Origin of the sequence: Streptomyces lucensis JCM 4490, from assembly GCF_014650035.1 — a bacterium.
Lineage (GTDB): Bacteria > Actinomycetota > Actinomycetes > Streptomycetales > Streptomycetaceae > Streptomyces > Streptomyces lucensis.
In genome coordinates this window covers 23,131-43,116 of the sequence record NZ_BMUE01000004.1, presented here as the reverse complement: position 1 = coordinate 43,116, position 19,986 = coordinate 23,131, and the positions used below count along the sequence as shown (strand labels likewise).

General features: G+C 76.7%; 1 protein-coding gene. It reads left to right on the top strand.

Annotation, left to right across the window (positions count from 1 at the left end):
- Nucleotides 1-13 precede the first annotated feature (13 nt).
- Complete coding sequence (locus IE177_RS11450) at nt 14-19,924, top strand: non-ribosomal peptide synthase/polyketide synthase (protein ID WP_190015156.1); 19,911 nt, start codon at nt 14-16, stop codon at nt 19,922-19,924.
- Nucleotides 19,925-19,986: the final 62 nt, after the last annotated feature.

The following is a 19,986-nucleotide window of genomic DNA, read 5'->3' as shown; positions in this document are numbered from 1 at the left end:
GGACCCGACGACCATGACGTCTTCGACCCCTTCTTCCTCAGGCTCCGCGTCCTCCTCCGGCGCGGCGCGACCCTCCCGCAGCGACCGCGCCCAGGCCCTGCCCGAGGAACTGCGCGAGAAGCTGCGGCGGCGGCTGGCGGGCCGGCCCGGCGGCGCCCCGGCCGCCCGGCAGGGCATCCCGCGCGCCGACCGGGACCGCCCGCTGCCGCTGTCCTTCGCCCAGCAGCGCCTGTGGTTCCTGGACCGGCTGCGGCCCGGCGACCCCCGCTACAACAGCGCGGTGGCCGTCCGCTTCACCGGCGCCCTCGACACCGGGGCGCTGCGGGAGGCACTGGCGGCCGTCGTGGCCCGTCACGAGGCCCTGCGCACCACGTTCGAGGAGAGCGGCGGCCGGCCGGCGCAGACGGTGCGCCCGGCGGGCCCGGTGCCGCTGCCCGTCCGGGACGCCGGCGACCTGGACGCGGACCTGGCGGCGGAGTACGCGCGCCCCTTCGACCTGACCGCCGGGCCCCTGCTGCGCGCCCTGCTGCTGCGCGAGTCCGGCACCTCGCACGTCCTCGTGCTGACGGCCCATCACATCGTGACGGACGGCTGGTCGATGGGCGTCGTCCTGGACGAGCTGTGCACCGCCTACGACGCCCTCGCCCGCGGCGCCCGCCCCGAGCTGCCCCGAGTGGCCACCCAGTACCCGGACTTCGCGGTGTGGCAGCGCGAGCAGCTGTCCGGGCAGCGCCTGGAGGGCCTGCTCGGCCACTGGAAGGGGAAGCTGGCCGGTGCGGCCGCACCCGAGCTGCCGCTGGACGGGCCGCGACGCGGCGAGGAGGCCGGCGCGGGCGCCGTCCACACCTTCACCGTGCCCCCCGCCCTCACCGCGCGGCTGCGCGACCTCGCGAGAGAACAGCACGGCACCCTGCACACCGCGCTGGTCGCCGCCGTCCAGGCCCTGCTGGCCCGCTGGTCCGGCCAGGACGACATCACGATCGGCTCCCTCACGCCCGGCCGCTCCCGCACCGACCTGGAACGGGCCGTCGGGTTCTTCGTGAACACCGTCGTGCTGCGCACCACCGTCGAGGCGTCCCGGTCCTACCGCGACCTGCTGGCGCGCGCGGCCGAGACCGTCAACGACGCCTTCGCCCACGGCGACGCGCCGTTCGAGCGGATCGTGGAGGCGGTCGGCGCACCCCGCGAGGCCGGCCGCAACCCGCTGTTCGACGTGATGGTGCTGCTGCACCCCGACCCGCCCGCCGCGACCGCCCCGCACGGACTCGCCGCCGCCCCGGTCACCGTGCCCCGGCAGGCCGCCACCTTCGACCTGAGCATCGAGTTCGTCCCGGACGGGGACGGCCTGACCGGTCTGCTGGAGTACCGCACCGACCTGTTCGAGGCGGCCACGGCACAGCGGATGGCCGGACAGCTGCTGCGCCTGCTCCAGGGCGCGGCCGACGCCCCGGACAGCCCGCTCGGCAGCCTGCCCCTGCTGTCGCCCGAGGAGACGCGACAGGTCGTCCACGACTGGAACCCCGCCCCGCTCCCGGCGGCCGACACCACCTGCCCCGAGATCTTCGAGCGCCGCGCGGCCCGCACCCCGGACGCCCTCGCCCTCGTCGCGGGCGGCGAACGGCTGGACTACGCCACGCTCAACGCCCGCGCCAACCGGCTCGCCCACCACCTCATCTCCCTCGGCGCCGGCCCGGAACAGCTCGTCGCGCTGCGGCTGCCGCGCACCGCCGACATGATCGTGGCGATCCTCGCCGTCTGGAAGTCCGGCGCCGGCTACGTGCCGCTGGACCCGGCGCTGCCCGGGGAACGGGTCCGCTTCCTGCTGGACGACGCCCGCCCCGCCCTCGTCCTGGACGAGGCCGCCCTGCGCGCCGTACCCGCCACCGCCCCGGACACCGACCCCACCGACGCCGACCGGCGCGCCCCCCTGCACCCCGCGAACACCGCCTACGTCATCCACACCTCAGGCTCCACCGGCCGCCCCAAGGGCGTCGCCGTCGCCCACCGGTCGGCGGCGCTCCTGCTGGCCGCGCACCGCGAGGGCTTCGTCGCCGAGGCCGGGGGAGGCCCGCTGCGGGTGGCCCTCACCGCGTCGTTCTCCTTCGACACCTCCCTCGAAGGCGTGCTGCTGATGGCCGACGGCCACCCGCTGCACCTGGTGGACGAGGTGACCCGGATGGACCCGGCCGCCCTCGTCGCGTACGTGGTCGAACACCGCGTCGACTTCCTCGACGTCACCCCCTCCTACCTGCGCCAGCTGCTGCCCGCCGGACTGCTCACCGACCCCCGGCACCACCCCCGGGTCCTCATGCTCGGCGGCGAGGCCGTCGGGCCCGCCCTGTGGCACGAGCTGGCCGCACACCCGGACCTGGCCGCCCACAACTTCTACGGCCCCACCGAGTGCACGGTCGACGCGCTGTCCTGCCGGATCGACGGCACGGACCGCCCGCTGGTCGGCCGCCCCCTGCCCGGCGTACGGGCCTATGTGCTGGACGACCGGCTGCGCCCGGTGCCGCCCGGCGTCGGCGGCGAGCTGTACCTGGCGGGCGCCCAGCTGGCCCGGGGCTACCTCGGCCGGCCCGGCCTCACCGCGGCCCGGTTCACCGCCGACCCGTACGGGCCGCCCGGCACCCGCATGTACCGCACCGGCGACCTGGCCCGCTGGACCGCCGACGGCCGCCTCGACTACCTGGGGCGCGCCGACGACCAGGTGAAGGTGCGCGGCCACCGCATCGAGCCCGGCGAGGTCGAGGCCGCCCTGCTGGCGCTGCCCGGCGTCGCCGCGGCCGCGGTCGCCGCCGTGCCCGACGCGCACGGCAACACCCGCCTCGCCGCCTACGTCGTCCCCGCCCCCGGCGCGCCCCTGCCCGGCTCCGCCGACCTGCGCGCGGCCCTGCGGCAGGTCCTGCCGGAGGCCTGGGTGCCCTCCTCCTTCACCCCGCTCGACGCGCTGCCCCTCACCACCAGCGGCAAGCTGGACCGCCGCGCCCTGCCCGCCCCCGACCTCGACGGCGCCGACCCGGAGCGGGAGTACGTCGCCCCGCGCACCCCCGAGGAGGAGACCCTGGCCCGCGTCTGGGCCGAGGTGCTCGGCGTGCGCCGGGTGGGCGTCACGGACAACTTCTTCGAGCTGGGCGGCGACTCGATCCTGAGCATCCAGGCCGTCTCCCTGGCCCGCGCCGCGGGCCTGACGATCGGCTCCCAGGACGTGTTCCGCCACCAGACGGTCCTCGACCTGGCCGCCGCCGCGTCCCGGCGCACCGCCGCCGTCCCCGCCCCGCGGCGTCCGCCCCAGGACGGGCCCGCCCCGCTGACCCCGGTCCAGGAGTGGTTCTTCGCCACGCACGGCCCGCTGCGTCACTTCACCATGTCGATGCTGCTCGACCTGCCCCACGACCTCGACGAGGCCGCCCTCGAGCGGGCGCTGGACGCCGTGGTCGCCCGGCACCCCGCGCTGCGCACCCGCTTCACCCGCGCCGACGGCGTCTGGCGGCAGTACCCGGCCACCGGTCCCGCCACCGGCCTGCTCACCCGGTACGGCCCCGGGACCACGCCCGCCGAGGCCGCCGGCACCGCCCGCGCGGCCCTCGACCCGGCCACCGGAACACTGCTGCGCGCGGCCCTGCTCGACGGCGGCGACCGCCCGCGGCTCTTCCTCACCGCCCACCACCTGGCGGTCGACAGCGTCTCCTGGCGGGTGCTGCTCGCCGACCTCGCCCAGGCCTACCGGCAGGCGGCGGCGGGTGAGGAACCCCGGCCGGAGCCCGAGCACACCGGGTTCGCCGACTGGGCGCACCGGCTCGCCGAACTGGTGCGGGCCGGCGACCTGGACGACGACCTGCCGTACTGGACGGCCGAGGCCGGGCAGCCGGTCACCCCGCTGCCCGTCGACCTCCCCGGCACCCCGCTCGCCGGTTCCGTGCGCACCGTCCGCACCCGCGTGGACCGCGCCACCACCGAGGCGCTGCTGCGCCGCGTCCCGGGCGTGTACCGCACCCAGGTCAACGACGTGCTGCTGAGCGCGCTGGGCCGGGTCCTCGCCGACTGGACCGGCAGCGACCGGGTGACCGTCGCCCTGGAGGGCCACGGCCGCGAGGAGGACCTGGCCGAGGGCGCCGACCTGTCCCGCACCGTCGGCTGGTTCACCACCCAGTACCCGGTCACCCTGACCCCGGCCGGACCGGACGACTGGGGGGCGACGCTGAAGTCCGTGAAGGAACGGCTGCGGGCCGTGCCCCGCCGCGGCCTCGGCTACCAGGCGCTGGCCCACCTCGGCTCGCCGCAGCCCGCCGCGCGGCGGCTCGCCGAACTCCGGCTGCCCCAGGTCTGCTTCACCTACCACGGCCAGTGGGAGGCGTCCGAGGGGCGGGACTTCGCGCCCGTCGCCGAGGTGCCCGGCCGGGACATGGACCCGGACGCGCCCCTGGACCACCTCCTCGACGTCTCCGCCCTGGTCGCCGACGGCGAGCTGGAGATCACCTGGCACTACAGCGACCAGGTCCACCGGGCCGGCACGATCCGGGGTCTCGCCGACGCGATGGTGCGGGCGCTCACCGCCGTCACCGAGCACTGCGCCCGTCCCGGCGCGGGCGGCCGCACCCCCTCCGACTTCCCGCTCGCCCGCCTCGACCAGGCCGGGGTGGACCGGCTCGCCGGTGACGGCCGGGACGTGGAGGACCTGCTGCCGCTCACCCCCCTCCAGGAGGGCATGCTCTTCCACCGGCTGGTCGGCGGACCGGACGACGTCTACGTCGACCAGGCCGCGCTGCTGCTGGAGGGCGTGACCGACCCCGGCGCCCTCGCCCTGGCCTGGCAGCGTGTCACCGACCGCACCCCGGCCCTGCGCACCTCGGTGGTGTGGGAGGACGTGCCGGTGCCGCTCCAGGTCGTGCACCGCCGTGTCACCGTTCCCGTCGAGCAGCTGGACTGGCGGGAGACGGATCCGGAGGAGCGGGCCGTCCGGCTGGAGCGGCTGCGCGCCGACGACCTGGCGCGCGGCATCGGCCTCGGCACCGCGCCCCTGATGCGGCTCACCCTCGTCCGGTTGCCCGACGCCCGGCTGCACCTGCTGTGGACCTCGCATCATCTGATCCTGGACGGCTGGAGCCTGGCCCAGGTGCTCACCGAGGTGTTCGAGGAGTACGCGGCGCTCACCACGGGCGCCGAGCCGCGGCCCCCGGCCCGCCGGCCCTTCGGCGACTACGTGCGCTGGCTGGCCGGCCGGGACACCGGGGCCGCGCGCGCCCACTGGCGGGACGTCCTCGCCGGGTTCGCCACGCCCACCCCGCTGCCCGCCGACCGCGTCCGGCGCCCGGGACACGAGACCCGCTCCGCGGGCGTGCACACGGCCGGACTGTCCGAGGAGGTCTCCGCACGGCTGGCCCGTACCGCCCGGGCGGCCGGACTGACCCTGGGCACCGTGGTGCAGGGCGCCTGGGCGCTGCTGCTGTCCCGGTACGGCGCCGAACCGGACGTGCTGTTCGGCACCACCGTCTCCGGCCGCCCCGACGACCTGCCCGGCGCCGAGTCCATGGTGGGCATGTTCATCAACACCCTGCCCACCCGGGTACGGGTGGACGGCCGCCGCCGCGCCGCCGAGTGGCTCGCGGAGCTGCAGGCGGCGCAGGCGGAGGCACGGCGGTTCGCCGCGGTGTCCCTGGCCGAGCTGACCGCGCTCAGCGACGTGCCGTCCGGCAGCCCTCTGTTCGACAGCATGGTGGCCTTCGAGAACTACCCCTTCGACCAGGCGCGTGCGGCCGGCTCCGGTATCCGCCTCGCCGACGTCGCCTCCCGCGACGCCACCAACTACGCGCTCGTCCTGCGCGCCTACCAGGGCGAGCGGTTCGGTTTCGACCTCGCCTACGACCCGGCACTGTTCGACGCCACGACCGTGCGGTCCCTCGCCGGCCGGCTGTGCCTGCTCCTCACCGAACTGGCCGACGACCCGGACCGGCCGCTGGACGCCCTCGCCTGGACGACGGCCGCGGAACGGCGGATGCTCACCGACCGGAACGGCACCGAGGAGGGCCGGCCCACCGCCACCCTCGTGGACCTCTTCGCCGCCCAGGCCGCCCGCACCCCCGGCGCCGAGGCCGTCACCTGCGGGGACGACCGCCTCGACTACGCCACCCTGGACGCGCGGTCCGGCCGGCTCGCCCACCGGCTCGCCGAACTCGGCGCCGGGCCGGAACGGTTCGTGGCCCTCGCCCTGCCCCGCTCCACCGATCTGGTGGTGGCCGTCCTCGCCGTCCTCAAGACCGGCGCCGCCTACCTGCCCATCGACCCCGCACTGCCAGCCGAACGCGTGCGGCACCTGCTCGCCGACGCCCGCCCGGTGGCCCTCGTCACCACCACGCGCAACGGGACGGGGACGGACCCGGCCGTCCCCGTCCTGCCGCTGGACGACCCCGGAGTGCGGGCCGACCTGGAGCGGCGCCCGGTCGCCGGACCGGACGACCCCGCCCGCCGGCCGCTGCCCGAGAGCCCGGCCTACGCCATCTACACCTCCGGCTCCACCGGCCGGCCCAAGGGCGTCGTCGTCCCGCACGCCAACGTGGTGCGCCTCTTCACCCGCACCCGGCACTGGTTCGGCTTCGGGCCCGACGACGTGTGGACCCTGTTCCACTCCTACGCCTTCGACTTCTCCGTGTGGGAGCTGTGGGGGCCGCTGCTGCACGGCGGACGGCTGGTGATCGTCCCCGAGGACACCGCCCGCTCCCCGGAGGACTTCCTGCGCCTGCTCGCCGACGAACAGGTCACCGTGCTCAACCAGACCCCGTCCGCGTTCTACCCGTTGATGCGCGCGGACGCCGAACTGCCGGACGTGAGCTCCCGGCTGGCGCTGCGCACCGTCGTCTTCGGCGGCGAGGCGCTGGACGTGGCCCGGCTCGCCGACTGGTACGACCGCCACCCGGACACCGCGCCGCGGCTGGTCAACATGTACGGCATCACCGAGACCACCGTGCACGTCACCTACGCCCCCCTCGACGCACCGGCGGTCCGCGCGGGCACCGCGAGCCCGATCGGCGCCGGCATCCCCGACCTGCGGACGTACGTCCTCGACGCCGGCCTGCGGCCGGTTCCGCCCGGCGCCGTCGGCGAGCTGTTCGTCGCCGGCGAGGGCCTGGCGCGCGGCTATCTCGGCCGGCCCGGCCTCACCGCGGCCCGGTTCCCCGCCGACCCGTTCGGCCGGCCGGGCACCCGGATGTACCGCACCGGGGACCGGGCCCGCCTGCGGGCCGACGGCACCCTGGAGTACCTGGGCCGCTCCGACCAGCAGGTGAAGATCCGCGGCTACCGCATCGAACCCGGCGAGATCGAGGCCGCCCTGCACGGCCACCCGGGCGTCGGCGCCGCCACCGTCGGCGTCTACGAGGACAGCGCCGGAACGCGCCGGCTGGTCGCCCACGTCGTCGGCACCGGCAGCGGCGACCGTGCCGCGCCGCCCCCGCCCGCCGCCGAACTCCGCGCACACCTGGGACGGCTGCTGCCCGCGCACATGGTCCCGGCCGCCTACGTGCCGATGGCCGGGCTGCCGCTCACCGTCAACGGCAAACTCGACCGGCGCGCCCTGCCCGCGCCCGGACCGGACGGCTTCGCCGCCGACGGCACCCGCACCCCGCTGAGCACCCCCGCGCAACGACTGGTCGCCGCCGCGTGGACGGACGTCCTCGACACGGACGAGGTCGGCGCCGACGACGACTTCTTCGCCCTCGGCGGCGACTCCATCCTCGCCGTCCGCGTCACCTCCCGCCTGCGCGCCGCCTTCGGCACGGACGTCTCACCCCGGCTGCTGTTCACCCACTCCACGCTGTCCGGCCTCGCCGCCGCCCTCGGCGAACCCCGGCCGGGGGCCGCCGCCGACGTCATCCCGGCCACCGATCCGCGGATCCCGGCGCCGCTGTCGTACGCCCAGCAACGCCTGTGGTTCCTCGACCGGTTCGAGCCCGGCAGCACCGAGTACACGACGCTGTCCGTGCTGCGGCTGCGCGGCCCGCTCGACACCGCCGCCCTGCGCACGGCCCTGGACGGCCTGACCGCCCGGCACGAGGCACTGCGCACCACCTTCGCCGAACACGACGGACAGGCCCGGCAGATCGTGCACCCGCCGTGCCCGGTGGACCTCCCGGTCGAGGACCTCGCGGACACCGCCGCCCTGGACGCCCTCCTGGACCGCGAAGCGTCCACCCCGTTCGACCTGGCCGCCGGCCCCCTGCTGCGCGCCCGCCTGGCCCGGTTCGCCGACGACGAGCACGTCCTCGTCCTGACCGTGCACCACATCGTCACCGACGGCTGGTCCGTCGGCGTGCTCGCCCGCGACCTGGGCGAGCTGTACGCGGCGGCCCGCGAACGGCGCCGCCCCGAACTGCCCGCCCTGCCCGTCCGCTACGCCGACCACGCCACCTGGCAGCGCGCCCGCGCCGAGCGGGCCGAGACCGAACTGGCCCACTGGCGGCGGGCCCTCGACGGCGTCACACCGCTGGAGCTGCCCACCGACCGGCCCCGCCCGGCCGTCCGCACCCGTGACGGCGCCCTGGTCACCTTCACCCTGCCCGCCGCACTGACCGAGCGGCTGCGCGAGCGGGGCAGGGAGGCCGACGCGACCCTCTACATGACCCTGGTGACCGCCTGCCAGGTCCTGCTCGCCCGCTGGGCGGGCCAGGAGGACCTGACCGTCGGCACCGTCACCGCGGGCCGCGACCGGCCCGAACTCCACGACGTGGTCGGCATGTTCGTCACCACGCTGGTGCTGCGCGCCCGGATACGCCCCGAACTGCCCTTCCGGGACTTGCTCACCGAGGTGCGGACCACCGTGCTGGACGCGTTCGCCCACCAGGAGGTGCCGTTCGAGCGGGTGGTGGACGCCGTCCAGCCCGAGCGGGACACCAGCCGCACCCCGCTGTTCCAGGTCATGGTCGCCCTGCACAACCTCGGCAACGAGGCGCCCCGGATGCCCGGACTGGCCGTCGAGCCGGTGACCCCGCCGGTCCGCACGGCCACCTTCGACCTCGCCTTCGACTTCGTCGAGACCGACGGCGGCCTGACCGGTCACCTCGAGTACAGCACCGGCCTCTTCGACGCCGGCACCGCCGAGTGGCTCGCCGCCCGGCTGCGGATCCTGCTGGAGGCCGTCGCCGAGGCCCCGGAGCGGGCCGTGGGCGCCCTGCCGCTGATGACCGGTGCCGAGCGGCGCCAGGTGCTCGCCCACGGACAGGGCGCCGTGCTGCCCGGGCCGGCCACCACCTACCCCGCCCTGTTCGAGGCGCAGGCCGCCCGCACGCCCGACGAAACCGCCCTGGTGGCCCGCGACGCAACCCTCGACCTCGGCACCCTCAACGCCCGCGCCAACCGGCTCGCCCACCACCTCATCGCCCGCGGCGCCGGCCCCGAGGACGTGGTCGCCGTACGGCTCCCGCGCACCTCCGGCCTGGTGGTGGCGGTGCTCGCCGTCCTCAAGGCAGGCGCCACCCTGCTCTGCCTCGATCCGCAACTGCCCGAGGAACGGGTCGACTTCCTGCTCGCCGACACCCGTCCGCACACGGTGCTCACCGGCCTCGGCGACGTTCCATGGGACCAGCTGCCGGACCACGACCCGACCGACGCGGACCGGGTGCGGCCGCTGCTGCCGCAGCACACCGCCTACCTCATCCACACCTCCGGCTCCACCGGCCGCCCCAAGGGCGTGGCCGTCGAGCACCGGAACCTGGCCAACCTCTGCCACGACCACCGCGCGCGCCTGCTCGCCCCGCACACCGGCGGCGGGCGGCGGCTGCGGGCCGCGCTCAGCGCCTCCTTCTCCTTCGACACCTCCTGGGAGGGGCCGCTGCTGCTCGCCCTCGGCCACGAGGTCCACCTCCTCGACGAGGACGTACGCCTGGACCCCCAGGCGTTCTGCGCCCAGGTCGCCGAGCACCGCCTCGACCTGGTCAACGTCACCCCGTCCTTCCTGCGCGAACTGACCTCCGCCGGACTGCTCGCCCCCGGACGGCACCACCCGCGCCTGCTGCTCGTCGGCGGAGAGGCCCTCACCGCGGCCGCCTGGCGCGAACTCGTCGCCGCGGAGAGCGAACTGGGCATCGCCGTCTACAACATGTACGGGCCGACCGAGTGCACCGTCGACGCCGTCTACGGCCGCTGCGCCGACCGGCCCGGCCGCCCGGCCATCGGCCGCCCCGGCGGCAACCTGCGCGCCTACGTCCTCGACGGCGCACTGCGCCCGGTGCCGCCCGGGATGCCCGGGGAGCTCTACCTGGCCGGCGCCCAGGTGGCCCGCGGTTACCTGGGCCGGCCCGGCCTCACCGCCGCCCGCTTCCTCGCCGACCCGTTCGGCGCGCCGGGGGAGCGGATGTACCGCACCGGGGACCGGGCCCGCTTCGACCGGGACGGGCTGCTGGAGTTCCTCGGCCGCGTGGACGAACAGGTCAAGATCCGCGGGTTCCGCATCGAGCCCGGCGAGATCGAGGCCGCCCTCCGTGACCACCCGGACGTCGCCGACGCCGCGGTGGCCGCGCGGGAGCACGCCGGCCGGCTCATGCTGGTCGCCTACGTGATGCCCGCCGCCGGGCGCGTCCCGGCCGCCGACGCCCTGCGCGTGGCGCTGCGCCGCACCCTGCCCGACCACATGGTCCCCGCCGCGTTCGTCACGCTGGACCGCATCCCGCGCACCGCCGGAGGCAAGACCGACCGCCGCGCCCTGCCCGCCCCGCCCGCACAGCCCGACAGCGGCACCCCGTACGTCGCCCCCCGGCCCGGCACGGAGGAACGCCTGGCCGCGATCTGGGCGCAGGTGCTCGGCGTCGAACGGGTCGGCGCGCGCGACAACTTCTTCGCGCTCGGCGGCGACTCCATCCTCAGCATCCAGATCGTCTCCCGCGCCCGGCAGGCCGGACTCGCACTCACCACCAAGGACGTCTTCCGCCACCAGACCGTCGCCGAACTCGCCCTCGTCGTCCGCGAGTCGGCACCGCGGCAGGACACCGCCGAGCAGACGGGCGAGGCCCCGCTCACCCCGATCCAGCACTGGTACCTGGACGGCCGCGAACCCGGGGACAGGCTGCGCTTCACCATGACCCAGCGCCTCCGACTCGCCCCGGACACCGACGCCCCGGCACTGCGGACGGCCGCCGACGCCCTCCTGCGCCACCACCCGGCCCTGCGCACCCGCTTCCACCGCACCGGCGACGGCTGGCGCCAGGAAGTCCTGCCCGAGGCGCCGGCCGGCGCCGTCACCCGCCACGACGTGGCCGCCCTGGACGACACGGCAGTGGAGACGGAGGTCCAGCGGCTCACCGACGCGGCCCAGGCCGCCCTCGACCCGGCCGAGGGCCGGGTGGTACGCGTCCTGCACTTCGACCGCGGACCCGATCGCGCGGGCCAACTCGTCATCACCGCCCACCATCTGGTGATCGACGGGGTGTCGTGGCGCATCCTGCTGGCGGACCTGGAGACCGCACACCGGGCCGCCGCGGCCGGCCGGCCCGTCGAGCTGCCCGCCCCGGGCACCTCCTACGGCCACTGGGCCGCCCGCCTCGACCGGCACACCCGCTCCGGCGCCCTCGACGCGGACCTGCCGTACTGGACGCGCACCGCCGAGGCCCCGGCCGCTCTGCCCGCCGGCCGGCCCGGCCGCAACACCCACGGCACCGCCGCCACGCTCACCGTCACCCTGGACGCCGGCACGACCGAGGCCCTGCTGCGCAGGGTCCCCGAGGTGTACCGCACCCAGGTCAACGACGTCCTGCTCAGCGCGCTGGGCCGCACCCTGGCCCGCTGGTGCGCACGCGACACCGTGCTGCTCGGCGTCGAGGGCCACGGCCGCGAGGACCTGTTCGAGGACGTGGACCTGTCCCGGACCGTCGGCTGGTTCACCGCCGAGTTCCCCCTCGCCCTGCGCGTCGACCCGGACGCCGCCTGGCACGACACCCTCCGCTCGGTCAAGGAACAGCTGCGCGCCGTGCCGCTGCACGGCCTCAGCCACGGAGCCCTGCGCCACCTGCGTCCCGGCAGCCCCCTCGGCGGCGGCCCGGCCCCGCAGGTCGGCTTCAACTACCACGGGCAGTGGGACGCCGGCACCGGCGCCGACGGCCTCGTCCGCGGCGCGCTGCCCCCGGCCGGCCGGGACACCGACCCGGACGAGCCCCGCCCCTACCTCCTGGACATCACCGGGGCGGTCCAGCAGGGCCGGCTGGAACTCGGCTGGACCTACCCGCCCGCCGTCTACGACGAGGACACCGTCCGCCGCCTCGCCGAGGAGACGGCCGAGGCCCTGCGGGACGTCGTGGCCCACTGCGCCGATCCCGCGGCGGGGGGCCGCACCCCCTCCGACTTCCCGCTGGCCGGCCTCGCCCAGGAGCAGCTGGACCGGCTCGTCGGCAGCGGACGGCACGTCGAGGACGTCCTGCCGCTCACCCCGCTCCAGGCCGGCATGCTCTTCCACGGCCTGGTGGACACCGAGCACGCCTACTTCGACCGGACGGCCGTGCGACTGTCCGGCGTGGCCGACCCGCGCGCCTTCGCCGCGGCCTGGCAGCAGGTCGCCGACCGCACCCCGGCGCTGCGCACCAGCGTGCACTGGCGGGGCCTGCCCCACCCGGTCCAGGTGGTCCACCGCCACGCCGGGCTGCCCGTCACCCACCTCGACTGGCGGACCCTGACGCCCGGGCTGCGGGCGGAGGCCGTCGAACGGCTGCTCGCCGAGGACCGGGCGGCGGGCATGGACCTCACCACCGCGCCGCTGACCCGCCTCACCCTGGCCGCCCTGCCCGGCGACGAGGTGCTGCTGCTGTGGTCGACCCACCACATCGTCCTCGACGGCTGGAGCACCGGGCAGCTGCTCACCGAGGTCTGCGAACGCTACGCCGCGCTCACCGGCGGCCCCGACCCGGCGCCCCCGGTGCGGCGGCCGTTCGCGGACTTCCTCGGCTGGCTGGGCGCACAGGACGAGACGGCGGCCGAGCGGCACTGGGCCGAGGCCCTGGCCGGGTTCACCGCCCGCACCCCGCTGCCGTACGACCGCTCGCCCGCCCAGGCCCACCGCGCCCGGTCCGCGGCGGCCGTCCACCACGAGCTGGACGAGGCGGTCTCGCGGCGGCTGGCGCGGTGCGCCGCCCGGGCCGGGCTCACCGTCAACACCGTCGTGGAGGGCGCCTGGGCGCTGCTGCTGGCCCGCTCCAGCGGCCGGGACGACGTGGTGTTCGGCACCACCGTCTCCGGCCGCCCGGCCGAACTGCCCGGCGTGGAGGGCATGATCGGCATGTTCATCAACACCGTGCCGACCCGCGTCCGCGTCCCCGCCGGACCGGTGCTGGAGTGGCTGCTAGAACTGCAGGAGCGGCAGAGCGACGCCCGCCGCTTCGACTTCCTCGCCCTGCCCCGGATCCAGGCCGTCAGCGACATCCCGTCCGGCGAGCCGCTCTTCGACAGCATGGTGGTGTTCGAGAACTACCCGGTGGACGAGGCGGCCACCGCGCGCACCGGCGTCCGGGTCGAGGAGGTCCGCGCCGACGACGCCACCACCTTCCCGTGGTGCCTGCGCGCCCACCTCGCCGGACGCCTCGGCTTCGACCTGGCCTACGACCCCGCCCTGTTCGACCCCGGCACCGCCGAACGCGCCGCGGACCGGCTGGCGGCCCTGCTCACCACGCTCGCCGACGGCCTCGACACCGACCTGGCCGGCCTGGACCTGCTGACCCCGGCCGACCGCGCCCTGCTGGCCGCCTGGCACGCCCCCGCCCGCCGGACGGTCCCGCACAGCCCCGTGGACCTGTTCGCCGAGCAGGCCCGCCGCACTCCCGGCGCGGTCGCCGTGACCGACGGCGACCGGGAGCTGACCTACCGCCAACTGCACGAGTGGGCGGCGTCGCTGGCCGCCGGTCTGCTGGCCGGCGGGCTGGCCGCGGAGGACCGGGTGGCCCTGCTGATGGACCGCTCGGCCGAACTCGTCGTCGCCCAGCTCGCGGTGCTCATGGCCGGCGGCGCCTACGTCCCCGTCGACGCCCGCGCTCCCGAGGAGCGCCGCCGCATGCTGCTCGGGCGGGCGGGCGCCTCCGTCCGGATCACCGCCGCCGACGTGGCCGCCGCCCGCACCGGCGACCGGCCGGCGCGCATCCCGTCCGCCGACCCCGACCGGCTGGCGTACGTGATGTTCACCTCCGGCTCGACCGGCATGCCCAAGCCGGTCGCCGTGCGGCACCGGGACGTGGCGGCGCTGGCCACCGACAGCCGGTTCGCCGACGGCGTGTGCGACCGCGTGCTGCTGCACTCGCCGGTCGCCTTCGACGCCGCCACCTTCGAGGTGTGGGCGCCGCTCCTCAACGGCGGCCGCGTGCTGGTGGCACCCGGCGAGAGCGTGGACGCGCCCCTGCTGCGCCGGCTCGCCGGCGGCGGCGGACTCACCGCGCTGTGGCTCACCGCCGGCCTGTTCCGGCTGCTCGCCCAGGACGCGCCCGACTGCTTCCGGGGCCTCAGGCAGGTGTGGACCGGCGGCGACGTCGTCCCCGCGCAGGCCGTGCGGCGGGTGCTGGCCGCCTGCCCCGGCCTCACCGTGGTGGACGGCTACGGGCCCACCGAGACCACCACCTTCGCGACCTCCTTCGCCCTCACCGACCCGGCCGCCGTGCCCGGCACCGTGCCCATCGGCCGGCCGCTGGACGACATGCGGGTCCACGTCCTGGACGCCCGGCTGCGCCCCGTGCCGCCCGGCTGCCCCGGTGAGCTGTACCTCGCCGGAGAAGGCGTCGCCCGCGGCTACCTGGGCCGTCCCGGCGACACCGCGGCCCGCTTCCTGGCCGACCCGTCCGGCCCGCCCGGCGCCCGCATGTACCGCACGGGCGACCTGGCCCGGCGGCGCCCGGACGGCACCGTCGAGTTCCTGGGCCGCGCCGACGACCAGGTGAAGATCCGCGGCTTCCGGGTGGAGCCCGGCGAGGTGGAGGCCGCGCTCGCCGCCCACCCCGCGCTCACGGACGTGGCCGTCCTGGCCCGCGAGGACCGGCCGGGCGCCAGACGGCTCGTGGCCTACGTCGTCGGACCGGGCGGGCGGGACGTGGCGGAGCTGTCGGCGTTCGCCGCCCGCATCCTGCCCGACTACCTCGTCCCCAGCGCGTTCGTACCGCTCGACACCCTCCCGCTCAGCCGCAACGGCAAGGTCGACCGCGCCGCCCTGCCCGCACCCGGGACCACGCACCGGCCCGCGCGGGTCGCGCCCCGCACCGAGGCCGAGCACCGCACGGTCGGCGTCTTCGCGGAGGTGCTGGGCAGCGAACCGCCGGGCGTGGAGGACGACTTCTTCCAGCTCGGCGGCGACTCCATCCTCAGCATCCGCCTCGCCTCCCGCCTCGCCGAGACCTTCGACACCGACGTCACCCCGCGCACGGTGTTCACACACCCCACGCCGGCCGCGCTGGCCCGGCTGCTCGGGCAGCGGCAGGGCTCGGGCCGCCCGGAGATCGCCCCGGTCGCCCGGGACGCGGTCGCACCCCTGTCCCACGCCCAGCAACGCCTCTGGTTCCTCGACGAGTTCGAGCCCGGCGGCGCCGAGTACGTCACCGCTCTCGCCCTGCGGCTGCGGGGCACCCTGGACACCGGCGCGCTGCGCGCGGCCCTCGGCGCCGTCGTGGCCCGGCACGAGTCGCTGCGCACCACCTTCGACAGCGTCGACGGGCACGGCGTGCAGATCGTCCACCCGCCGCAGGACGTGCCGCTGCCCCTGCACGACCTGTCCCGGACCGGTGCCGAGCAGCAGGAGCCGGCGCTGCGCCGGCTGCTCGCCGAGGAGCGCGCCCGCCCCTTCGACCTGCGGCGAGGGCCCCTGCTGCGGGCCGGCCTGGTCCGCCTCGCCGAGCACGACCACGTGCTCACCCTCACCCTGCACCACATCGTCACCGACGGCTGGTCCACCGCGGTCCTGCTCGGTGATCTCGCCCACCACTACCGCGCCGAACTGGGCGCCGTGCAGGAGGAGCTGCCGCCGCTGCCGGTGCAGTACGCCGACTACGCGCACTGGCAGCGCACCGCCGGGGACACGGGCGCGGACGAACACCTCGCCTACTGGAAGCGGCAGCTGACCGGCACCGCCCCGCTGGAGCTGCCCACCGACCGGCCCCGGCCGCCGGTGCGCACCAGCGCCGGCGCGAGCACCCGGCTGACCGTCCCCGCCGACACCGCCCGGCGGCTCTCCCGGCTCGCCCGCGAACAGGGAACCACCCTGTTCACCACGCTCGTCGCCGCCGCCCAGGCCTACCTCGCCCGGATCTGCGGCGCCGAGGACGTCGCGGTCGGCACCGTCGCCTCCGGCCGGGACCGGCCGGAGACCCAGGCCCTCGTCGGCTTCTTCGTCAACACCCTGGTGCTGCGCTCCCGGGCCGAGGCCGGCCTGCCCTTCACCGGCTTCCTGACCGCCGTACGGCAGACGGTCCTGGACGCCTTCGCCCACCAGGACGTGCCGTTCGAACGGGTCGTGGACGAGGTGCAGCCGGTCCGCGACACCAGCCGCACACCGCTCTTCCAGGTGATGGTCGTCCTGCAGAACACCCCGCGCGACGGGCTCGACCTGCCCGGGCTGGACGTCACCGACGTCGAACCCGAGTCGGAGCAGGCGCCCTTCGACCTCACCCTGGAGTTCGCCGAGACCGGCTCCGGCGCGCTGCACGGCCTGCTCACCTACAACACCGGCCTGTTCGACCCGGCCACCGCCGCCCGGATGGCCCGCCAGCTCACCACCCTGCTGGACGCCGTCGCCGAGGACCCCGACCGCCCGCTCGGCGCCCTGCCGCTCACCACCGGCGACGAGCTGAGGACCCTCCTGGACCAGGGCCGCGGCGCCTTCCGCCCGGTGCCCGAGTCCACCCTGCCCGCCCTGTTCGAGCGGCAGGCGGCCAGGACCCCGGACGCGGTGGCCCTCGTGGACGGCGACCGGGAGCTGACCTACGCCGACGTGGACCGGGCGGCCAACCGGCTGGCCCACCGGCTCGTCCGGGACGGCGTCGGACCGGAGCGCGTGGTCGCCCTGGCCCTGCCCCGCTCGGCGGCGACCGTGGTGGCCCAGCTCGCCGTCGCCAAGGCCGGCGGCGCGTTCCTGCCCGTCGACCCCGGCTACCCGCCCCAGCGCCGGGAGTTCATGATCCGGGACGCGGGCGCCCACCTGGTCCTCGACGACCCGGCCGAGGTCTGGGCCGCAGACGGCCCCGGGACGGCACCGGCCGACGCCGACCGCACCGGCCCCCTCACCCCCGCCCACCCCTCCTACGTCATCTACACCTCCGGCTCCACCGGCACCCCCAAGGCCGTGGTCGTCACCCATCAGGGCCTCGCCTCCTTCGCGGCGGCCGCCGCCGAACAGTACGCGGCGGGCCCCGGCGACCGGGTGCTGCAGTTCGCCTCGCCCAGCTTCGACGCCTCCGTGCTGGAGCTGTGCGTCTCCCTGCTCAGCGGGGCCGCGCTGGTCACCGGCGAGGAGGGGCCGCTGGTCGGGGAACGGCTGGCGGAGGTGCTCACCGAGCGGCGGATCAGCCACGCCCTGATCCCGCCGGCCGCGCTGGCCACCGTCCCGCCGGAGACGGCCGCCGCCCTGCCCGCACTGCGCACCCTGATCGTGGGCGCCGAGGCCTGCCCGGCCGACCTGGTGGACACCTGGGCCCCCGGTCGCCGCATGGTCAACTCCTACGGCCCGACCGAGGCCACCGTCGTCGCCACCTGGACCGGCCCGCTGACCCCCGGTACCGGCGCCCCGCCCATCGGCGGCCCCTCCGGCCACACCCGCGTGTACGTCCTGGACGCCGCCCTGCGGCCCGTACCGGCCGGCGTCACCGGCGAGCTGTACATAGCCGGCCCCGGCCTCGCCCGCGGCTACCTCGGCCGGCCCGGGCTGACCGCCCGGCGCTTCACCGCCGACCCGTTCGGCGCGCCGGGGGAGCGGATGTACCGCACCGGGGACCTGGTCCGCTGGACCGCGGACGGCCGGCTCCTCTTCGCCGGACGCGCCGACGAACAGGTCAAACTGCGCGGCTACCGCATCGAGCCCGGGGAGATCGAGAGCGCGCTGCGCCGCAGCCCCCTGGTGCGGGACGCGGCCGTGGTCGTCCGCAGCGGAGACACACCCGGCGCGCCCGCCCGGCTCGTCGCCTACGTCGTCCCCGCGGAGCCGTCCGCCGGGCCGCCCACCGGCGAACTGCGGCTGCACCTGGCCGGACAGCTGCCCCCGCACATGGTGCCGTCCGTGTTCGTCACGCTCGACCGGCTGCCGCTCACCCCGAACGGCAAGACCGACCGGCGGGCCCTGCCCGCACCCGGACCCGCCCAGGCCGCCGACGGACCGCGCACCGCGCCGCGCACCGAGACCGAACGCCGCGTGGCCCGGATCTGGGCCGACGTGCTGGGCGTCGACGAGGTCGGCGCCGACGACAACTTCTTCGCACTCGGCGGAGACTCCATCCTGAGCATGCAGGTCGTCTCCCGGCTGCGCCGCGACGGCCTGCACGTCGCCACCCGCGACCTGTTCACGCACCAGACCGTCGCCGAACTCGCCGGCGTCGTACGGGCCGCGCCCCAGCGCACCGAGCGGGGCCCGGAGACCGGCGAGGTACCGCTGACGCCGATCCAGGAGTGGTTCCTGACCACCCCCCGCGCGGCCCACCACCACTTCAACCAGTCGGCGCTGCTCGAACTCGACGGCACGCCCGACCCGGACGCGCTGCGCGCCGCGCTCGACGCGCTGCTGGACCACCACGACGCCCTGCGCATGACCTTCACCCGGTCCGGCGACGGCTCCGGCTGGCGGCAGTTCAACCCGCCGCCCGGCGGCGGCCGCGACGTCCTCGCGCACCACGACCTGACGGGCCTGTCCGCCGAGGACGCCGACGCGGCCATGGCCAAGGCCGCGGACGAACTGCACGCGGGCTTCGACCTGGCCCGGGGCCCGCAGCTGCGCGCGGCCCTGTTCACCGGCGAACCGGACCGGCCGGCGTACCTCCTGCTCGTCGCCCACCACCTGGTGGTGGACGCCGTCTCCTGGCGCATCCTGCGCGACGACCTGGAGAGCGCCTACCGGCAGGCCGTCGCGGGCGACCCGGTCACCCCGGGGGAGCGCGGCACCAGCTTCCGCGAGTGGGCCACGCGCCTGGCCGCGCACGTCGCCGACGGCGGTCTCGACCACGAACTGCCCCACTGGGAGGAGGCGGTGCGCGCCGCACCCGAACCGGCGGGCCCGGCCGCGCCGTCCGGCGCGGGCCCGGCCGCCACGGTGAGCGTGGAACTCGACGAGGAGGACACCGCCGCGCTGCTGCGCTCCGCGCCCACCGCCTACCGCACGCGCGTCAACGACGTGCTGCTCGCCGCCCTCGCGCTGGCACTAGCCCGCTGGACCGGCCGGGACCGGATCCGCCTGGACCTGGAGGGCCACGGCCGCGAGGACCTGCTCGACGGCGTCGACCTCTCCCGCACCGTCGGCTGGTTCACCACCGTCCACCCGGTCGCCCTCCAGGTGGCCGACCGCCACGACCTCGGCCCGGACCGGGACTGGCGGTCCCTGGTGAAGTCGGTGCGCCGCCAGCTGCGCGCCGTGCCCGGCAACGGGATCGGCTTCGGCGCGCTGCGCACCTTCGGCCCGCCCGAGGTGCGGGAACGCCTCGGCGCCCACGCGCACAGCCAGGTGGTGTTCAACTACCTCGGCCAGTGGGACGCCCGGTCCGGGACCGGGGAGGGCGGCGGCCTGGTCCGCGCCGAACACGGCTCCTTCGGGCAGGACCACGACCCCCGCGACCCCGGGTCGCACCCGCTGGAGGTGGTGGGCGCCGTCCAGCACGGCCGGCTCGCCTTCACCTGGCACCACCGGCCCGCGGTCCACGGCACGGCGACCGTGCGCCGTGTCGCCGAGGAGTTCGCCGAAGCCCTGCGCCACCTCGCGCGCCACGCCCGGGGAGGCCGGTGACACACCCCGTCCCCCGGGCGGCACCGCCCGGGCCGGCCCCCCGGCCCGGGCCCCGCTCCCCG

Excerpts from the sequence above, each read along its gene's own strand:
- IE177_RS11450 (WP_190015156.1), top strand. The coding sequence starts at position 14 with ATGACGTCTTCGACCCCTTCTTCCTCAGGCTCCGCGTCCTCCTCCGGC.